Source organism: Halobacteriovorax sp. RT-1-1 (genome assembly GCF_047085455.1).
Taxonomy (GTDB): domain Bacteria; phylum Bdellovibrionota; class Bacteriovoracia; order Bacteriovoracales; family Bacteriovoracaceae; genus Halobacteriovorax_A.
This window is the reverse complement of sequence record NZ_JBKIXZ010000001.1, coordinates 144,399-162,849: the sequence shown is the minus strand read 5'-3', so window position 1 is coordinate 162,849 and position 18,451 is coordinate 144,399. Positions and strand designations below refer to the sequence as shown.

18 protein-coding genes are annotated in these 18,451 nt (G+C 34.7%); 17 read left to right on the top strand and 1 reads right to left on the bottom strand.

Annotation, left to right across the window (positions count from 1 at the left end; genetic code table 11):
* Window positions 1–17 precede the first annotated feature (17 nt).
* Genes dnaX through ACMAWV_RS00795 form a run of 5 tightly spaced genes read left to right on the top strand, consistent with a single transcriptional unit; the run spans window position 18 to window position 3,869 of the window.
* Window positions 18–1,829, top strand: a complete 1,812-nt coding sequence (gene dnaX / locus ACMAWV_RS00815; protein WP_412470454.1) for a DNA polymerase III subunit gamma/tau — start codon at window positions 18–20, stop codon at window positions 1,827–1,829.
* Between the two features lie 14 nt (window positions 1,830–1,843).
* Window positions 1,844–2,158: a YbaB/EbfC family nucleoid-associated protein gene (locus ACMAWV_RS00810; protein WP_103218533.1), complete on the top strand. Its 315-nt coding sequence runs from the start codon at window positions 1,844–1,846 to the stop codon at window positions 2,156–2,158.
* Between the two features lie 12 nt (window positions 2,159–2,170).
* Complete coding sequence (recR, locus tag ACMAWV_RS00805) at window positions 2,171–2,764, top strand: recombination mediator RecR (protein WP_392993869.1); 594 nt, start codon at window positions 2,171–2,173, stop codon at window positions 2,762–2,764.
* A 9-nt stretch (window positions 2,765–2,773) separates the two neighbouring features.
* Window positions 2,774–3,265, top strand: a complete 492-nt coding sequence (locus ACMAWV_RS00800; protein WP_103218531.1) for a hypothetical protein — start codon at window positions 2,774–2,776, stop codon at window positions 3,263–3,265.
* A gap of 10 nt (window positions 3,266–3,275) precedes the next feature.
* Window positions 3,276–3,869 (top strand): GTP-binding protein, encoded by a 594-nt coding sequence (locus tag ACMAWV_RS00795; protein ID WP_103218530.1) that lies wholly within the window; start codon window positions 3,276–3,278, stop codon window positions 3,867–3,869.
* Here ACMAWV_RS00795 and ACMAWV_RS00790 read toward each other — a convergent pair.
* Entirely contained in the window at window positions 3,858–5,084 is a 1,227-nt protein-coding gene (locus ACMAWV_RS00790; RefSeq protein ID WP_103218529.1) for an esterase/lipase family protein, read from the bottom strand. The two genes, ACMAWV_RS00795 and ACMAWV_RS00790, sit on opposite strands and share 12 nt — an antisense overlap.
* A gap of 145 nt (window positions 5,085–5,229) precedes the next feature.
* Here ACMAWV_RS00790 and rsmH point away from each other — a divergent pair, with 145 nt between their 5' ends.
* The 12 genes from rsmH to ACMAWV_RS00730 all read left to right on the top strand — a co-directional run bounded on the left by rsmH (window position 5,230) and on the right by ACMAWV_RS00730 (window position 18,436).
* Entirely contained in the window at window positions 5,230–6,237 is a 1,008-nt protein-coding gene (gene rsmH, locus ACMAWV_RS00785; protein WP_412470453.1) for a 16S rRNA (cytosine(1402)-N(4))-methyltransferase RsmH, read from the top strand.
* A 17-nt stretch (window positions 6,238–6,254) separates the two neighbouring features.
* The gene (locus ACMAWV_RS00780; RefSeq protein ID WP_103218527.1) at window positions 6,255–6,587 is read left to right on the top strand and encodes a hypothetical protein; all 333 of its coding nucleotides are present in this window, start codon (window positions 6,255–6,257) and stop codon (window positions 6,585–6,587) included.
* Window positions 6,588–6,592: 5 nt separating this feature from the next.
* A complete protein-coding gene (locus tag ACMAWV_RS00775; protein ID WP_103218526.1) occupies window positions 6,593–8,515 on the top strand; it encodes a penicillin-binding transpeptidase domain-containing protein in 1,923 nt (640 codons plus the stop codon).
* The gene (locus ACMAWV_RS00770) at window positions 8,508–9,821 is read left to right on the top strand and encodes a Mur ligase family protein (RefSeq protein ID WP_412470452.1); all 1,314 of its coding nucleotides are present in this window, start codon (window positions 8,508–8,510) and stop codon (window positions 9,819–9,821) included. The genes ACMAWV_RS00775 and ACMAWV_RS00770 overlap by 8 nt, the downstream gene beginning before the upstream one ends.
* Window positions 9,818–11,128 carry a UDP-N-acetylmuramoyl-tripeptide--D-alanyl-D-alanine ligase gene (locus ACMAWV_RS00765; RefSeq protein WP_412470451.1) on the top strand — a complete coding sequence of 437 codons (1,311 nt, stop codon included), beginning with the start codon at window positions 9,818–9,820 and terminating at the stop codon, window positions 11,126–11,128. The genes ACMAWV_RS00770 and ACMAWV_RS00765 overlap by 4 nt, the downstream gene beginning before the upstream one ends.
* A gap of 25 nt (window positions 11,129–11,153) precedes the next feature.
* Window positions 11,154–12,230, top strand: coding sequence for a phospho-N-acetylmuramoyl-pentapeptide-transferase (mraY, locus tag ACMAWV_RS00760; protein ID WP_103218523.1), 1,077 nt, complete (start codon window positions 11,154–11,156; stop codon window positions 12,228–12,230).
* A 3-nt stretch (window positions 12,231–12,233) separates the two neighbouring features.
* A complete protein-coding gene (gene murD, locus ACMAWV_RS00755; protein WP_103218522.1) occupies window positions 12,234–13,616 on the top strand; it encodes a UDP-N-acetylmuramoyl-L-alanine--D-glutamate ligase in 1,383 nt (460 codons plus the stop codon).
* 93 nt (window positions 13,617–13,709) lie between these two features.
* Window positions 13,710–14,177: a hypothetical protein gene (locus ACMAWV_RS00750; RefSeq protein WP_412470450.1), complete on the top strand. Its 468-nt coding sequence runs from the start codon at window positions 13,710–13,712 to the stop codon at window positions 14,175–14,177.
* A gap of 62 nt (window positions 14,178–14,239) precedes the next feature.
* The gene (gene ftsW / locus ACMAWV_RS00745; protein WP_103218520.1) at window positions 14,240–15,370 is read left to right on the top strand and encodes a putative lipid II flippase FtsW; all 1,131 of its coding nucleotides are present in this window, start codon (window positions 14,240–14,242) and stop codon (window positions 15,368–15,370) included.
* Between the two features lie 51 nt (window positions 15,371–15,421).
* A complete protein-coding gene (murC, locus tag ACMAWV_RS00740) occupies window positions 15,422–16,798 on the top strand; it encodes a UDP-N-acetylmuramate--L-alanine ligase (RefSeq protein WP_412470449.1) in 1,377 nt (458 codons plus the stop codon).
* Window positions 16,791–17,699: a UDP-N-acetylmuramate dehydrogenase gene (gene murB / locus ACMAWV_RS00735; RefSeq protein ID WP_103218518.1), complete on the top strand. Its 909-nt coding sequence runs from the start codon at window positions 16,791–16,793 to the stop codon at window positions 17,697–17,699. Before murC ends, murB begins: the two co-directional genes overlap by 8 nt.
* Complete coding sequence (locus ACMAWV_RS00730) at window positions 17,699–18,436, top strand: hypothetical protein (protein WP_103218517.1); 738 nt, start codon at window positions 17,699–17,701, stop codon at window positions 18,434–18,436. Before murB ends, ACMAWV_RS00730 begins: the two co-directional genes overlap by 1 nt.
* Window positions 18,437–18,451 lie beyond the last annotated feature (15 nt).

Here is an 18,451-nt window from a genome sequence, read left to right as displayed (position 1 = left end):
TAAAGTGATGGTGCTCAATGTCATATCAGGTCTTGGCCAGAAAATATCGTCCTGCAAAATTTCAAGATTTTGTTGGGCAAGAACATATTGTTAAAACTTTAGTTAATTCTTTAAGAGAAGATCGACTTGGTCATGCGTATATTTTTTCTGGTACTCGTGGAATTGGTAAGACAACAATAGCAAGAATTTTTGCAAAAGCATTAAGATGTGAAGCTCGTGATGAAAACCAAAATCCATGTGGTGAATGTAATGCATGTCATGATTTTGATTCTGCAGCTTCGATGAATGTAATTGAAATCGATGGTGCATCTAATAATAGTGTTGATGATGTAAGAGAGTTAATTAGTAATATTTCTTATCTTCCTTCTAGTGGAAAATATAAAGTTTATATTATTGATGAAGTTCACATGCTTTCTAATAGTGCTTTCAATGCACTTTTAAAAACATTAGAAGAACCACCAGAACATGCCATATTTTTAATGGCAACGACAGAGCCTGAAAAGTTACTTGGAACTGTTCTTTCAAGATGTCAGCGCTTTGATTTTGTTAATGCAACAGTTGAGGAATTAAAGTCTCACATTGTTAATATTGCAAAACTAGAAAATATTACTTTTGCTAATTCTGAGTTAATTGAAACACTTGCAAAATTAGGGAACGGATCTTTTAGAGATACTCTTTCTCTATTTGATCAAGTTTTAAGTTTCTCTTTCGGCCAAGATATTAATGAAGATATTTTTGCTCAAGCCTTAGGGATAGCAAAACTTAGCTCAATTAAAACACTAATTGATTCAACTCTTTCTGGTAATGTAGAAGAGTTAACAAATATGTTTAGTGCATTGATCTCACAGAATATCTCACTTCAAAATATTGTGAAATCAATTCTTGAAAACCTTTTTTCAATCGTTATTGCTAAAGATTTCAATGATAGATCACGAGTTTTATCAAAAGTTGATGGTGAAATTTTTGATAAAACGACACGAGCAGAGCTTTACTGGGTTTATGAGACTCTTGCTAAAGATTTTACTTGGACGCTTGAATCAATCATCCCAACAGATGCAACTCTGCTTGCGATGAGAAAAGTAGCATTAAGACATCAAATTATTGCAGATACCCAAGTGGAGGATACTGCGGGAAAGCCTAAGGCCCAAGTTGTGGCCCAAGCTGATGAAGTAAATACTAGTGAAATTCAAACACAGCCACAACCACAACCAGAAAAAATTGAAGTTATAGAATCTGAGGCTGAAATAATAGTTGAAGAGCCTAAAGTTGAAGAAGTTACAAAACCTCATAAGATTATTTTTGATGATCCTATAGAACCAGTAGAACAATCAACTGAAGAAGTCGTTGAAGCCGAAGAAATTAATGAAGTTTCGGCCGTTGAGGAAGTTGTTATTGAAGGACCAAGAACATGGGATGGATTTCTTGCTTACTTGGCAAAGACATCACCAGTAATGGGTGCCAACATGGAACAAGGTAACTTAATTGGCGATCTTGTTGTTCAGCTCGAAAAGGTATCACTTCTAATTGGTTATCCTATTGGCGCAAAAGTTTTTTACGATCATATGAATAATCAGGAAACACTTGAAAAGGTAAGAGAGCATCTTAGAAGTTACTTTCAAGTTCAGGATATCGATCTTTCTATTGAATTAGTTGAAAAGAAAAAAGCAGAAGAGACAGACTTTAAATCAAAGTTTGAAATTAATATAGAAAATGAAAATATTGAAAAGCAAAATCAAAGAAAGGAAATTGAAGGTGATGAAATGCTTCAATTAGCCAGTTCAATATTTAATTCTAAAATTGATAAAATTATCTTAAATGAAGATGAATAAAATCGGAGAATAAAATGGCAAAGGGAATGCAAGGCCTAATGAAACAGGCTCAACAAATGCAGCAAAAAATTAGTACACTTCAAAAAGAACTTGAAAAGCGTGAGCTTGAAGTATCTTCAGGTGGTGGAGCTATTAAAATTACAATTACTGGTAAGCAAGAAATTCAAGCTATCAAAATTGATCCTGAAGCAGTAGATCCGAATGATGTTGAAACTCTTGAAGATCTTGTTTTAACTGCTGTTAACCAGGCTATTAAAGAGTCTCAAGATATGGTTTCGAATGCAATGAGTAAGGTAACTGGCGGTCTAAACATTCCAGGACTTTTCTAAGGCTATAACTTAATGAAACTACCTGAAAGAATTAATAATCTTGTTGATTCATTTTCTAAAGTACCTGGTATCGGTGAGAAGAGTGCTCTAAGACATGTTCTCAGCCTGGCCAAGTGGACTAAAGAAGAGTTAGGCGACTTTGCAATCGCACTAAATGAATTAGCAGAATTAAAAAAATGTAATCAATGTGGCGTTTTTGCGGATGAAGATATCTGTGCAGTTTGTAGTGATATTCATCGTAAAGAATCAACAGAGATTTGTGTTGTTGAGTCTATTACAGATTATATGGCCATTGAAAGAAGCGGCCAATATCGCGGATTGTATCATGTTCTAGGTGGAGTTCTTAATCCTCTTCTTGGAGTTGGTCCAGCGGAACTGAATATTGATAAGCTTAAAAAACGTGTTGATGAGTTAAAAATCAAATCAGTGGTTCTTGCTATTGGTCCTTCTGTTGAAGGCGACGCTACTTGTAGCTACATAAAATCAGTACTTTCAGACGAAGTTAATGTTGATAGAATTGGCTTCGGGATTCCTATGGGAGGGAATCTCGACTACTTAGATACAATGACTATATCTAAGGCATTAGAAAATAAAACCAAAATGTAAGGAAGGTTTATGGATAACATTGAAGTCGTTATTCAAGAGTTTTTTAGAGAATATAGTGGACTAGATTCTCTTGTAAATAGTGGATTGATTGTCTGTCGACAAGATGGAATACCACTTTATTCATTTAAAAGCGTTGAAACTGATTTCGATAGTGATACTGCTGGTGCACTAATTGCTGGTGTATGGCAGGCAAGTTCAGTTCTTTCTCAATTTATCCCTGAAGAAACACAAGATGAATTTAGATTTAATTATGCGACTTCATCAAAAGGGATTTATATAACAAAGCTCTCAGGACTTTTCGATGACATTTATCTAAGCCTTATCTATTTTGATGTCGATAATCCGGCCAAATTAAAATCAAGAATTAGAAGTATTGAATCGAAGCTTCCAGAATTTATTGAAGCACACTTATCAGGGGATAGTGATCCAAATGAGGTTTTTCTATTTGATGATATTAGTGATAACGAAGTCGATGACCTCTTTGCAGGCGTTTTAGGATAACGGGGGCCAGATGTCTTTTGTAAATTACAATACGAAGGAAATTAATTGTAAGATCGTTTATTACGGGCCAGGTCTTGGCGGTAAGACAACGAATATCCAATACATATATCAGAAAACTGCTGGTGGAAATAAAGGTGAGATGGTTTCTCTCGATTCTGAAAATGAGAGAACAATCTTCTTTGATTTCCTACCACTTGATCTAGGTGAGATAAGAGGATTTAAAACTCGCTTTCACTTATATACAGTTCCTGGTCAAGTTTTCTATGAATCTTCACGTAAGTTAATTCTTCGTGGTGTTGATGGTGTGATCTTTGTAGCAGATTCTCAACTAGAGAGAATGGAAGCTAATATTGAATCATTAAAAAGTCTTGAAGCGAATCTAACTGAACAGGGTTACGATATTGATCAAATTCCAATTGTTTTTCAATGGAATAAGAGAGATCTACCAAACGTAACACCAGTAGAAGATATGAATCAAACACTCAATGCCGATGAGAGGCCAGCATTTGATGCTGTTGCAGTTAAGGGTGTGGGTGTTTTTGAAACCCTAAAAGTAATGTCAAAATTAGTACTAATGAATTTAAAGGGCGGCTTAAAAGAGTAGCCCTTTATATTTTAAAAAGTGAATATGAGCTTCGATTAGTGCCTCTTGGCAGTAGAAAGATGATCTTCTCCCAATGAGGTGGTGGCCATCAAGGATACCTAGCTTAATTCCTCGTTCAAAGTAGTAGGGAAATAAAGAGCTTTCCGTATCAACAACTCCGTCATTGTCATTTTTACTTCTAATGAACATTTTCATTAACATCATCCATAGATGACTCTCGTACCACTTTGAAGAAAATCCAATCGATGTATAAAATAAATTTGGATTTAGTTTTTCGTGATTATTTCTCATCCATGGCCTTCGAAAAGTTGAAGAGAGAGATTTTTGCATTTCTTTTGCTAAAATATCTTTTTTACCATCAATGAGTTGATAGAGTTTTGAATCAGAGAAATTATGAATAAGATTCAGCGTTTTAATAAATTTCTTATTAAATGAATTCGATCCCAAGATAGGAGAAGCAATTGTAGAAAGTCCTATAATCGAGTCTTGTTCTTTACTATATTCTGTTAAGTAATGAAGAGAGTCTAGTCCACCTTTAGAAAATGCCACTAACCACAACTTTTCATCTGGATGTTCACTTACATATTGAGAGATTTGATCACGCAGTGACTTAGAGTTTTTTAAGCAATTATCAAAACCGTTAACTTCTGGAGTATAATACTTAATATTATAATTCATTTTCAGGTGCTGACATGCTCTCTCGAATGAAGGAGTAGAGAATAACTCATTGAATACTCCTGGAACTAGAACAATAGTAATATCCGTCTTTGGCTCGTCTAGGTTAGAAATATATGTCGGATGATACTTTGCATATTCTACTTCGTTGTAGATTATTTTAAAGATTTCTTCATCTGTAAGTTCTATTGGTTTACGTGCCTTTAAATCGTTGAAGAAACGATAATTGACCTTATCAAAATCAAATTTATTATCAAAGCTTTTGAAGTTAGTCAGTGAATGAATATAACGAGCAGTTGAAAAGCTAATCCAAGCACTTGAGGTAACAAGATTTCGCATAAGCTTAAGTGCTTCATTAGGTGAGAGATTATTCTTAACTAAATTAAATCTTTCAAGTAGATCTGATTTAGTTAATTCTTTTGCAGAGTTTAAGAAGCTTTTAGAATAATTTTTTCTAGCGTTATATGCGTTAACACGATTCTTAAAATCTAAAACTTTTGATTCAATATATTTATTTAAAATTAAATCAGTATCTCTCATAGTTCTTTTAAATTCCTTGCGCTAGATGTAAAATTTTGGCATTGGTAGTGTATACAAGTCAAATAAATGAAAGATAATAAAAGTTTGTTCACTTTTTTTTCGTGTAAATTGTAACTGCTAACTAGTTGTAAAATAAGGTTATTTAATGGTTGATGAATATAAAGAGCACTATTCGGTCTTAAAAAAAGAATGTCTCGACTATCTTTATTTAGATGGTGAAGAACATGATCAATTACTTTTTGCTGATTGCACATTTGGGGCCGGAGGCCACTCATTAGCAATTGTAAAAAGAGATACTAAGGCCAAGTTAATTTCTTTCGACCAAGATCCTGATGCGTTAAAAAATGGACGTGAATTAATTAAGAAAAACGGTGTTGAGGACAGACTCTTCTTACACGATTCAAACTTTTGTCATTTTGAAAATATTGTCATGGGCAACCATGCTGATCTCGTAAAAGAAAATGGCGGACTCAATGGTGTCCTTCTTGATTTAGGTGTTTCTTCTCACCATTTTGATGAAGGCTCACGTGGTTTTTCTTTTCGTGTTGATGCGCCGCTTGATATGCGAATGGATTACGATAATGACAGTATTCAAACCGCTAAAGATATTATCAATCGATACTCTGCCCAAGACTTAGCAAATCTTTTTAGAGATTATGGTGAGGAAAAATACGCTTGGAGAATCGCTGAACGAATTGTCCTTGAAAGGGACAAGAATGGCCCGATTAATACAACATTTCAGTTAGCAGAATTGATTAAAGATTGTTATCCGAAGAAATTACAATTTGGTCGTATCCATCCAGCAACAAAATGTTTTCAAGCGTTAAGAATCGAAGTTAATCGCGAGCTTGATGTAATAACCGATGTAATTAATCAGGTGCTACCATTATTAAAGATTGGTGGTAGAATATTAATTATAAGTTTTCATTCATTAGAAGATAGAATAGTGAAGAAACTTTTTAAAGATTATGAAAAAAATGGACTTGGAGAAATGCTTTTCGAAAATGAAGTTAAAAAGCCAATTATCCCAAGTGATGAAGAGATTGCTGAAAACTCTCGATCAAGAAGTGCTAAGCTTAGAATTCTTAAAAGAGTCGTGAGTAAGAAATCGAAGAATAAATACGAAAAGTTTTCAAAGATTGAAAATGAGTAACAATAGGAGATTGTTAAATGGCCTCAAGGATGAGTCGAACAAAATCTAAGAGTGATGGTATTGGATCAAAGCTAAAAGGAATAGTTTTAAGTTCACAAGGTTTACCAATTGTTCTTAGTTTAGTTGTGATTACAGTTTTATTTGTTCTTTTTAGAATGAAAGGGATAGAGCTGAACTATGAAATCGCAACAGTTAAAAAAGAAGTAGAGAGAATTAAAGTTGAGGGCAAAGAGTTGAAAGCTAAAAAAGCTAGACTTCTATCTGTATCGAATTTAAGAAAGATGGCCCGTAACTATAACTTAGCACAGCCGAAGCAGCATCAAATTATTGTTGTTCCAGCTAAGAAGTAATTATAGTGAGTGATAATAATTTAAAGAACAGATTAAAAGTTATATACGTAATTTTCACAATTGCATTTGTTGCTATACTTGTGAAAGCATTTCGTATTCAAGTAGTCGATCGCGGACATTTATTATCACAATCTAAGAAGCAGTTCTTTAGAGAGAGAAAAGTCTTTCCTAGACGTGGCCATATTTATGATCGTAATGGAAATCCTCTTGCTATCAATATTAGAACATATTCTATCTTCACAATTCCTAAGAATATTTCAGATAAGAAAGTTTATGAAAAATTGAAGGCCATTCTACCTGAAATGGAATTAGAGGGCATAGCTGAGAAAGCTCTTGAGAGAAATCGTTTTACTTGGATTACCAGAAAATCTAAGTTAACAGAAGAGCAGGTTGCCGCGATTAAAAAACTTAAGGGTATTTATATTGAAGAGATACCAAAGAGGATTTATCCAAACCATGAGTTAGCTGCTCAAACACTAGGTTTTGTTGGATTAGACAATAATGGGCTTGCTGGTATTGAGCACAGATTTGATAAAGAACTTAGAGGTGAGCCACAAATTATTAAATACTTTAAGGATAATAAAGGTCGTCCAGTAAGATATGTAAGTCAAAATATCCCAACGGAAAGAGCAAACGATGTTTATCTTTCGATCGATAAAGAAGTTCAAGCGGTTGCTGAAAAGGCCATTAAAGAAGCCGTAGAGAATGTTGATGCGAAACGTGGTGGTGTTGGTGTAATGGATGCCGAAACAGGTGAAATCATTGCAATGGCCAATTATCCTACATTTGATCCTAATGATGTTGGTGACTCAAAAAGTAGTGATCGTAAATTGGCGTTTATTAGTGATCCGTTTGAACCTGGTTCAACACTTAAAGTACTAACATTAGCTTCTGCCTTAGAAAATAAGGTTGTTCGTCCCGATACTAATTACTACTGCGAACAAGGCCGTTTAAAAGTTGAAGATCATATTATTAAAGAAGCTGAATCAAGAAAGAAATTTGAATGGCTTTCTGTCGAAGAAATTCTTATGTATTCATCTAATATTGGAACAACTAAAATTGCCTTTGATTTAACATTTCCAAAATTAAAGAAAACTCTAAATGAATTCAAAATAGGTGAGAAGACAGGAATTGAACTTCCTGCTGAGTCACGTGGAATTTTTACAGACGATAAAAATGTATCGCCTCTGTCATTAAGTAATATCAGTTTCGGACAAGGCGTTGCTACAACTGGAATTCAAATGCTTGCAGCCTTTGCAGCAATTTCAAATGACGGTGTTTATGTTCAACCTACAATTTTAAAAGTTGATGACCCGAAGAAAGTTAAGTCAAAAAGAGTTCTACCACCAGAGATTGCAAAATCTATAACAGATATGATGGTAAATACTGTTGAGAGAGGAACTGCGAGAAAAGGAAGAATTCCTTATTTTAAAATTGCTGCAAAAACGTCAACAGCACAAAGAGCTGATAATAACGGCCGTTATACTGGTTATATTCCTGGATTTCTAGGCTTTCCAGTAGGAGTTAAGAAGAAGTTTGTCGTTTACTCATATGTTGATAAACCAGCGCGTGGTAAATCATATTATGGAAACTCTGTCGCAGGACCGGTCTTTAGAAAAGTAACTGAATACCTACTTTACAAAAATAAAGAATTTGAAGGTCTAGCTGAGAATGAAGCTTATAAGAACGATATTGCATTCGACTCTGTGAAGAGGGTTCAATCAGCTAAGCGCTATACTGGACGTGGCACAGTTCCAAATTTTGTGGGCCTTGATAAAAAGTCTGCAATGGCACTGGCGCAAAAGTTAGAAATCGACTTAAGTCATATCGGAGTTGGTGTTGTTAAGGAACAAACACCTGAAGCCGGAAGTACTCGCGATGGAGAAGTCATTGTAAAGCTTAAGTACGCACCACCAACATATGAATAAATTAATCTCAAAATATAAAATTATATTAAAAGGTCTAAGCGACTTAACTGCCAATCTTGATCAAGCAAAACCTTGTGATATTGCTTTTTATCGTATTCATGACAATGAAAAGGCTATGGCCCTTTTTCGTGAGCGTTATCAAAAAGGAAGTGCAGGACTTGTTATAACAAATAGAGAAGTCTCAGATATTACAACTCTCGTAGTAGATGATAATGATTTTTATAAATTACAAGAAGAGCTTGTAGAAGAGCTATATCCTATAAATCGTGAAGTGAAGTTAATTGGTATTACTGGGACGAATGGAAAATCTTCGGTTGCTCATTTGTGTCAGTTAATTTTGAATGCAAATAATTTAGATGCTTGTTGTATTGGTACTGTAGGTGTCGTTAAAAATGAAAGTGAAATCATGGAGAGCTTATCAGCTACTACACCTTCTTTCATTGACCTACGAAGAATAATTTTCAAGTTAAAAAATATTACTTACTTTTGTTTAGAAGTTAGTTCTCACGCATTAGAGCAAGAGCGTGTTAAGAAAATGAAGTTTGATTCGATAGGTTGGACTAATTTTACTCAAGATCACCTCGACTATCATGGAACAATGGAATCTTACTTTAATGCCAAAGCAAAACTTGCTAAGTATTGTGATACAAACTTTATCATACCGCGCTCACAAAAAAATGAATTCCAAGATAAGTTAGATTTTGATTTAGCCCCAGAGACTAAGAATTTATATGGAGAGGAATTTAACCTCAGCTATAACATAGATAACTTAGAGCTTGCCTTTGCTCTATGTGAAAGAGCTTGCGGTATTAAGTTAAATAAAAATATAAAGCTATCTTTACCAAAAGGAAGATTTAATCTTTTTAGAAAAGGGGATAGTGTATTTATTGTCGATTACGCACATACTCCAGATGCTATTGTAAATATTTGTCGTGAAACAAAAAAGCATTTTGCCTCTTATGACATTATTACTCTTTTTGGTTGTGGTGGCGATCGCGATCGTACAAAACGTCCAAAGATGCTTGCAGCAGCACTTGAGTTTAGTGACAAGGTTGTCGTTACAAGTGATAACCCAAGAACTGAAGAACCTGCAGATATTATTAATGATATTCTTGAGGGCAATAAAAGCGAAGTCGATGTTGTTGTTGATCGAAAAGAAGCAATTCATAAATATGTAAGAGAATATAAACGTCCTACTGCAGTGATTATTGCAGGTAAGGGACATGAAGAGTATCAGGACATTAAAGGTGTAAAACACCACTTTAGTGATATAGAAGAAGTAAAGAGTGCATTAGGTGAATTATGATAATTTCAGATTTTAATAAAATCACTGGTCTAGTGAAAAAGATTGGTAAGGATTTAGATAGTGAAATTCTTCTATCAACTGACTCGCGTATGCCTAATGGAAAAAATACATTTGTAGCTCTAAAAGGTGAGCGCTTTGATGCATATGATTTTATAGAGGATGCCATTAAAAATGGCGCGAAATCGATTGTTCTAACTTATTCGCTTGAGAGAGAAGAACAAATTAAAACTCTTTCAAATAAATACACTGAGACATGTTTCTTTCTTGTTAATGACAGCCTTTCATTTCTCCAAGAAGCTGCAAAATATAGAATTACTGAATGGAAGTGTAATGGAGGTTTTGTTTTTGGACTAACTGGTTCAAATGGAAAGACAACGACAAAGGAATTATTGTTTTCCTTAGCAAAATCTATTCTTCATGATGCAGTTATTTGTACTCAGGGAAATTTAAATAATCATATAGGAGTGCCACTCACAATATTCTCAATTAAAGATGATCACAAATTTGCGATTGTTGAGATGGGAACAAATCATTTTGGTGAGATTGAAGTTCTTTGTGAAATAGCTCAACCTGATTATGGTTATATAACAAATGTTGGCCATGCCCACACAGAATTCCTTATTGATCTTGATGGAGTATTAAAAGAGAAGTCTGCTCTTTATCGTTGGGTAAAAGATCATGGGAAGAAATTCTTCTTAAATATGGAAGATGAAAAACTAGCAACACTTGCGATTACTGATAAGATTATTCCTGTTTCTTCAGATAATGTATGTGAGTTTGAAAGTGAGTTTATTAAGGAATCATACAATCGCTGGAATGTTCAAGCTGCCTGTTTTATTTTAGAAAATATTTTTTCATTAAGTTTATTTCATGAACTTAAAAAACTGAGGTTGCCAGAAAATAAAAGAGCGCAGTGGATTAATGTTAATGATTCAAAAATATATTTAGATGCATACAATGCAAATCCAACTTCTATGAAGTTAGCGATCACAGAGTTTGCAAAACAAGTTCCATCTCAAAAAAATGTTATCTTTGTAATTGGTGACATGAATGAGTTGGGGGATAAGACCCAAGAGCATCATGAAGAAATAGCAGAGCTCTTAAATGATTTAAAGATTAAGGATGCTATCTTTATTGGACGATTTTCAGAATTTTATGCAAATAAATATAGCGGCGAGTCTAAAACGTTTAAAAATCTTGATGATTTCATCCCAAATTGGCCATCAGTATTAAATTCGTACGATTATATTTTTTTAAAAGCTTCTCGTTCTTTACAACTAGAGAGGCTAATAGATATAACTATGTAATATAATTTAAAAACCAGGTGATTACATGCTGTATCATTTCCTCTATCCCTTAAGGGATGAATTCTTCGCATTTAATATTTTTAAATACATCACATTTAGAACAGTTGTGGCCTTCTTGCTCGCGACAGTTATCTCAGTTATTTGGGGTAAGTACTTTATCGGCTTCATGCAACGAAAGCAGTTTGGACAAGTGATTCGTGATGATGGACCAGAGTCTCACTTAAAAAAGGCCGGAACTCCAACAATGGGTGGTGTTTTTATCTTGGGTACGATTCTGTTGACTCTGTTAATAACTGGTAATTTTAATTCTCTTCCAGTTCTTATCACTTGTGGTGTTACAGCATCATATTTCGTTCTTGGCTTTATTGATGATTATGCAAAGATCTCTAAAGGAAATACAAAAGGTGTTTCGGCCAGAGGTAAGCTTATATGGCAATTTGCAACAGCGCTTATTGCAGTATTTGCAATGGTCCATTTTAACGTCATTGATACACAACTATTCGTTCCTTTTGTTAAGGGGCCAGTTTTTAATTTGATGAGTTTCTTTGTCATCTTTGGTGCCATCGTTATTGTCGGCTCGAGTAACGCCGTAAACTTAACAGATGGTCTAGATGGTTTGGCCATCGGTCCAATTATCACATCTGCAGCAACTCTTGGCTTTATTGCTTATGCAACAGGTCACAGAGAGATCGCATCATACCTTTTTGTGCCGTACGTTGAAAATGTTGGTGAATTAGCTGTCATTGGTGCTGCAATCGTCGGTGCAGGCGTTGGATTTTTATGGTATAACACATACCCAGCTCAGATTTTTATGGGTGACGTGGGGTCCCTTGCCTTAGGTGGTACACTAGGGACAATGGCCGTACTGACAAGAAGTGAATTACTTTTTGTTATTATTGGTGGTGTTTTTGTTGCCGAAGCAGTTTCGGTAATTTTACAGGTTGCTTCTTATAAAACTCGCAAGAAGAGAATTTTTAAGATGGCGCCGATACATCATCACTTTGAGCTGCTCGGTTGGGCCGAGCCAAAAGTAATTGTTAGATTTTGGATTATAAGTATATTTTTAGCGATTCTAGCAATCGCAACTTTGAAGATGAGGTAATTAATGGATAGATTTAGAAACAAGAATATTCTAATCGTAGGTATTGGAAAAACTGGTTTCAGACTCATAAACTTCTTTAATCGTCTTGAATGTAATATTCGAGTAACAGATATTAAACCTATCTTCGATCTCAATAAAGCAGTTAAGAAACTTCGTAAGATTAAGCCAGCAGTTGAAATGACTTTTGGTGAACACCTTGACGATGACTTTATTAATGCAGACGTTGTTGTGTACTCTGGATCGGTTGATCCGAATATGCCACAACTAGAGCTTGCAAGACGTGAAGGTAAAGAGGTTTACTCAGAATTCGCTCTTGGTAATAAGCTTTGCCGTAAGCCAATCATCGCTGTTTGTGGATCTCATGGTCGTACAACTGTAGCACACATGATTGGATTTACTCTAAGACAAGATGGAAAGAATGTATTCGTTGGTGGAACAAGTGAAAGTCCATTTATTGAGTATTCAATGCTTCCAAACAAAGATGAAATCGATTACGTAGTTGTTGAAGTTTCAGCAGTACAAATGAGACGTCTAACAGACTTCCACCCTAAGATGGTTGTCTTTACTGATATCGCAGATACTTACCCACAAGGACAATTCACGTCGATGGGTGAGTACATGGAAACAAAACTAAGTATCATTAAGACTTTATCTCCTGATGACACTTTAATTGTTAACTTCGATAAGCTTGCAAATAATAGCTTCTTTAGAAATGCAAATTGCCAAACTTATTGGTACTCGAGAAGGTCATTCGTTAAGCTTGGTGTAATGGAAGAGATTCAAGGAACGCACTTCCACGATCGTCGTATCCATTCAAATATCAATTACCACTCAGAATTTGTTGTTAAGAAAATGAGAATCATTGGTCAAAACAACCGTGAAAACTTACTAGCTGCTATCACTGCATGTAAGGCACTAGACCTTTCTGATGAAGCAATTCAAACATGTGTAACAAAATTCCCAGGAATTCCACACAGAATTGAATTCTTAATGGAAAAGAACGGTGTATCTTTCTATAACGATTCAAAAGCTACTGATATGAGAACACTAGTTGAGACAACTAAGGCGTTTAAAACTCCTGTTATCTTAATTGCTGGTGGGAAAGACATTGAAGAACTTGAGTATGAAGCATTCACTGATGAGCTAATCCAAACGACAAGAATCATTGTTCTAGTTGGTGAGGCAAAAGAAAGAATGAACCGTGCTCTTGGTGAGCACCCACAAACTTTCATTGTTGGATCTTTTGAAGAGTCTGTTCTATTTGCTTATCAAAAGTCGAGAACTGGTGACACGATTATTCTTTCACCAGGTAACCCTGCAACGGATTTCTTTAGAGATTACGAAGAGCGTGGGAACTACTTCAAAAAACTTGTTTATCAATTGTAATTTTTTGAAATAATAATTATAGAAATGCCTGCTTTATGCAGGCATTTTTTTTATGCCTAATACAGAACAAGTTTTAAGTCATATGATCTCGTCATGAAGGTTCTGTTATTTTTTATTTTTGTTTCTATTTTTTCTACTCAAATCAAAGCTAATCCAGATTATGTAAAAGTCTGTAAAAATCTAGTTGATAAGCGCTTAACAAAGTACAACCAATTTCGTTTTAAAAAACAATGCTCGCAAATTACAACAAAGTATCAGTACCAATGCTTAACAGATATTTTAGATAATCGAAGGGCCTTAAGCCTAGTTGAGTTTAATGCTTGTACATATGTGAAGAGCGCAGAGACTTATGCAAGTATTCGTGAAGTGGCCAAGTATTACCACAGTAGTGTGAATAGTTTTCACGTAACAGTAGCGGCATTAGTTAAAAATAAAAAAGAAAGAGAGTGTGTTTTAAGTATCATTCAAAGGGAAGGTCTGGATCCATTCAACGCATATACTTGTTTTGATGAGCGTGGATTTGATCCAATAAGACAATTTGCTCAGATGTACATCAAGTAATCCAACGCACAGCTTCTTATATTTATACTGCATCGAATTCAAAATTCATATATTATGAATATATGAACACTCTTGAAAACACGGATCGTTTTGGAAAACTCTTTTTAATTATCACATCAATTATCGTTGGTGTTGGTATTGTCATGGTTTACTCCTCATCTTATATGTTTTCAAAAGAAGTTTACGGTACAAGTCTTCACTTCTTTTCAAGACAAATACTTTTTGCACTAGTAGGCGTAGCAATGGCCTATGTTGTCGCAAAGACGAAGTATCAATTTTGGATTAAGTTTTCATTTCACTTAAATCTTGTGGTCGCTTTTCTATTAGTTCTAACTTTTATTCCTGGATTAGGGGTTGTTGCAAAAGGTGCCAACCGATGGATCAACTTAGGATTTGGATCTCTTCAGCCTGGAGAGCTTGCAAAGTACACAATCCTTATGATGTCTCTTTTCTTTTTTGAAAATTATGAAAAGCTAAATTTAAAGAATCGACTAAAGTACGTTGCAAATATAGGCTTAGTCTTATTACTACTTCTTTTACAACCAGATTTTGGTACATTTTTTATTTGTGCTTTAGGAATGGGTTTTTCTTGTTTCATTTCAAACTTCAATAGAAAGTACTTTTATATCATGGGCGTAACAGGCACGATTCTCTCGGCGCTAATTCTCGTTGCTCAGCCTTATCGTGTTAAGCGTCTAATGGCATTTCTTGATCCTTGGGCCAATCCAAGAGGAAGTGGTTTTCAGGTAATTCAGTCATGGATTGGGTTTGCTAATGGTGGCTTTTTTGGAAAGGGTATTGGCAATAGTTTGGAAAAATTATTTTTTCTTCCAGAAGCACATAACGACTTTATTTTCTCAGTTATTGGTGAAGAATTTGGTTTCTTAGGGGTTCTAGGTTTTGTCGTACTTTTCATTGCCTTTACTCATATTGGTTTTAAGCTTGCCTTAACTTTAAAAGACGACATCGCTAAGAAAATGGTCATGTCCATTATTTTTATCATTGGTGTTCAAGCATGTTTAAATATGGGTGTGGTTTTAGGACTTCTTCCAACTAAAGGCTTAAACCTTCCTTTTGTTAGTTATGGAGGCTCATCTCTAATGAGTAATCTAATTGCAATCGGTGTAATCTTCTCTTGTGTGTCACGTCAACGATCGATATCAAATGAGAAGCCGTTTTTTTCTCAACAATAGCCAATATATGCGCTAAATTTAGAAGAAGTAATCTTGTGAAAAGGAACAAGTATGAATATTAATATTCAAAATATTAGCGTGCATTTTATTGGAATTGGTGGAATTGGTATGAGCGGTATCGCTGAGATTCTACTAAGCCTTGGCTATAAAGTAACAGGTTCAGATATTAGTGAATCAGCAAATGTTGCAAGACTTAGAAGTCTAGGAGCTGAAGTATTTATTGGACACAAGCGTGAGAATATCACACCGGATACTACTGTGGTGGTTTACTCATCTGCTGTTAACGAAACAAATCCAGAAATGCAGATGGCGCGTGAAAAACAAATTCCTATTATGAGAAGAGCTGAGATGTTAGCTGAACTTATGAGACTTAAAAGAGGAATCGCAATTGCTGGTACTCATGGCAAGACGACGACAACGAGTTTTTTAGCGACGATCTTACAGGCCAGTAACTATGAGCCAACATATATAATTGGTGGTATTGTTTCCAATCTTGCTGGTCATGCAAAAGTTGGTACTGGTGAGTATCTTGTTGCAGAAGCGGACGAATCAGATGGATCATTTCTTATGCTAAATCCAATTATGTCTGTCGTAACAAACATCGATCTTGATCACATGGATCACTATGGAAGTGAAGATGTATTAATGGATAGCTTTGAAGAATTTATTAATAAAGTTCCATTCTATGGCCTTTCTTCTTTAAATGCAGATGATAAGAGACTAATGAGTCTCGTGCCAAAGGTTAAAAAACCTATTGTTACTTTTGGAATTGAAAAAGAAGCAGATTATAGGGCCGTCGATATTAAAATGTCTGACCTTTGCTCTGAGTTTGATCTTATTGTTGAGTCGCAAAATCTTGGACGTTTCACAATTAATCTTCCAGGTAAGCACAATGTTCAAAATGCTCTAGGGGCTATCTCTATTGCACATAAAATGGGAGTTCCTGTCGACATGATTAGAAGCTCAATTCAAAGCTTTGAAAATGTAGGGCGTCGTTTCCAGTTACTATATAAAACAGATGAAGTGGAAATCTTAGATGATTATGGTCATCATCCAACAGAAATTGCTAACACTCTAAATACTTTAAAAGAAATTAGATCACATAAGAAGATTGCAATCTTTGAACCGCACCGTTTTTCAAGAACTAAAGACTGTTGGAATGAATTCCTACATTGCTTTAATGATGTTGATGAATTGTATATGTGTCCAATATATCCTGCCAGTGAAAGTCCTATCCCAGGAATTACTTCAGAAAGATTAGTTGAAGATATTAATCGTCTTCACCCTGGACTTGCAAAGAATATTGAGCTTAAAGATTTAGATACAATTATTAAGTCTAATAAGAATTCGACAATTATGACTTTGGGAGCTGGTTCTATTGGCCGTGTGATTAGAGAATGGGTTTTAGATAACGATCGCAATGAATAAGATTGAAGATATCCTAAGTAATATTCAAAATATTGAAGTTGAGATAGATAAAGATCTATCAAAATATTCAACGATGAGACTTCAGTCTAAAGGTGACCTAATTACTGTAAAGGATTTGGTTGCCCTTAAAGAAGTTGTAAGAACACTTACATCTAAAAATATAACTTATATGCTTTTAGGTCTTGGTGCTAACCAACTTTTAAATGAGAGAATTGTAAATCCAATAATTAATTTAGACTTTGATTATGATCGTGCGATTTTTAATCAATATAGAGAAAGTTATATTCTTCCTGCGTCAGTGAAGTTATCAAGCTTAACTTCTCATGCCTCAAAATTTGGTAACAAAGGATGGGAGGTTATAACAGGGATACCTGCAACTCTTGGTGGGGCCGTATTTATGAATGCTGGCACAGGCCTTGGCTGGATTAGTGAAATCATCGCCTGCGTTTGGTATATTGATAAAGAGGGGAATGAGTATCTTCATGAGGTAACGAAAGATAGTTTTTCTTATCGTCAAAACAACTTTCTAAAGCCAGGTGATGTTGTTTATAAAGTCGAGCTAGTTGCTAATGGGCAAGATAAATACCTTGGAGAAAAGATTCGTAACTACTTACTAATGAGAAATAAGTCACAGCCATTAAAGGAAAAAACTTGTGGAAGTGTCTTTAAAAATATCGTTGGAGATAAGCGAACTTGCACTGCAGGACAATTTATTGATATACTTAATTTGAAAGGATTACAGGTTGGTGACGTACGAGTAAGTAATCTCCATGGGAATTTTATGGAGAATTTCGATAAAGCCACGGCCAGCGATGTAAAAGAACTTATTAAAATTGTTCAGGATGAGCTTTACCTCAATTACGGTTTAAAGTTTGAGCCTGAAGTCAGGATAGATATTTAATGAAAAAAGCTATTTCAATTATTTCTTTTCTTCTTTTGAGTGGATCTGCATTAGCAGTCTCTCAACCTACGGAGAAGATTAAATATAAGACAGCTTTTGGTAAATGTCCTTCACGTGCTGCTGGAACACTTACACTGAAACTAGTGAAAGACTTTGAAAAGAATCGTTCTTTAAGAAGTATGAAGAATCTTATTGCAGCAGATAAATTGAAAGAAAAACATTTCTTATCAGATTACGCTATTAAGTATGATCCAATGGAAGGAATGCTAAACTTTATCTACGAATGTCCATCCCCATTAATGAAAGTTCAAATCTATAAAGAGAATGGGATGGAGTCTTATGAAGCAATTCTTGTTGATAATGGTCAACTATTTGATCCTACTTATGAGATACTTCTAAGAACTGAAAAAAAATTAAATTATGCTCTACCATACCTTGCTATCCCAGTAGGGGAAATGGATAAGACTGTTCAGAAAAATATCACTCGTATTATTGCAGATCTTGATCTTGTTTTTAGAAAGTTAATTTCTGAAGTTATCATCAGTGATGATAAAGAGTTAACGATGATTCTTTCAATTAAAGGAAAGCCTTCGAGCGTCTTTATGGGTAAAGATGAATGGCCTCTTAAAGTTGAAAAGTTGACTCAAATCATTGGTTATATGAACAAGAAAAAGAAAATTCCATCTGTGATAAATATTACAAATTCCAAAAAAGTTGTTGTCAAGTTCAACGACTAATTCTAAAATTTCATT

What these genes read in the sequence shown, in the direction of transcription:
- dnaX (WP_412470454.1), top strand. Translation starts at nt 18, where the DNA reads ATGTCATATCAGGTCTTGGCCAGAAAATATCGTCCTGCAAAATTTCAA.
- ACMAWV_RS00810 (WP_103218533.1), top strand. Translation starts at nt 1,844, where the DNA reads ATGGCAAAGGGAATGCAAGGCCTAATGAAACAGGCTCAACAAATGCAG.
- recR (WP_392993869.1), top strand. Translation starts at nt 2,171, where the DNA reads ATGAAACTACCTGAAAGAATTAATAATCTTGTTGATTCATTTTCTAAA.
- ACMAWV_RS00800 (WP_103218531.1), top strand. Translation starts at nt 2,774, where the DNA reads ATGGATAACATTGAAGTCGTTATTCAAGAGTTTTTTAGAGAATATAGT.
- ACMAWV_RS00795 (WP_103218530.1), top strand. Translation starts at nt 3,276, where the DNA reads ATGTCTTTTGTAAATTACAATACGAAGGAAATTAATTGTAAGATCGTT.
- ACMAWV_RS00790 (WP_103218529.1), bottom strand. Translation starts at nt 5,084, where the DNA reads ATGAGAGATACTGATTTAATTTTAAATAAATATATTGAATCAAAAGTT.
- rsmH (WP_412470453.1), top strand. Translation starts at nt 5,230, where the DNA reads ATGGTTGATGAATATAAAGAGCACTATTCGGTCTTAAAAAAAGAATGT.
- ACMAWV_RS00780 (WP_103218527.1), top strand. Translation starts at nt 6,255, where the DNA reads ATGGCCTCAAGGATGAGTCGAACAAAATCTAAGAGTGATGGTATTGGA.
- ACMAWV_RS00770 (WP_412470452.1), top strand. Translation starts at nt 8,508, where the DNA reads ATGAATAAATTAATCTCAAAATATAAAATTATATTAAAAGGTCTAAGC.
- ACMAWV_RS00765 (WP_412470451.1), top strand. Translation starts at nt 9,818, where the DNA reads ATGATAATTTCAGATTTTAATAAAATCACTGGTCTAGTGAAAAAGATT.
- mraY (WP_103218523.1), top strand. Translation starts at nt 11,154, where the DNA reads ATGCTGTATCATTTCCTCTATCCCTTAAGGGATGAATTCTTCGCATTT.
- murD (WP_103218522.1), top strand. Translation starts at nt 12,234, where the DNA reads ATGGATAGATTTAGAAACAAGAATATTCTAATCGTAGGTATTGGAAAA.
- ACMAWV_RS00750 (WP_412470450.1), top strand. Translation starts at nt 13,710, where the DNA reads ATGAAGGTTCTGTTATTTTTTATTTTTGTTTCTATTTTTTCTACTCAA.
- ftsW (WP_103218520.1), top strand. Translation starts at nt 14,240, where the DNA reads ATGAACACTCTTGAAAACACGGATCGTTTTGGAAAACTCTTTTTAATT.
- murC (WP_412470449.1), top strand. Translation starts at nt 15,422, where the DNA reads ATGAATATTAATATTCAAAATATTAGCGTGCATTTTATTGGAATTGGT.
- murB (WP_103218518.1), top strand. Translation starts at nt 16,791, where the DNA reads ATGAATAAGATTGAAGATATCCTAAGTAATATTCAAAATATTGAAGTT.
- ACMAWV_RS00730 (WP_103218517.1), top strand. Translation starts at nt 17,699, where the DNA reads ATGAAAAAAGCTATTTCAATTATTTCTTTTCTTCTTTTGAGTGGATCT.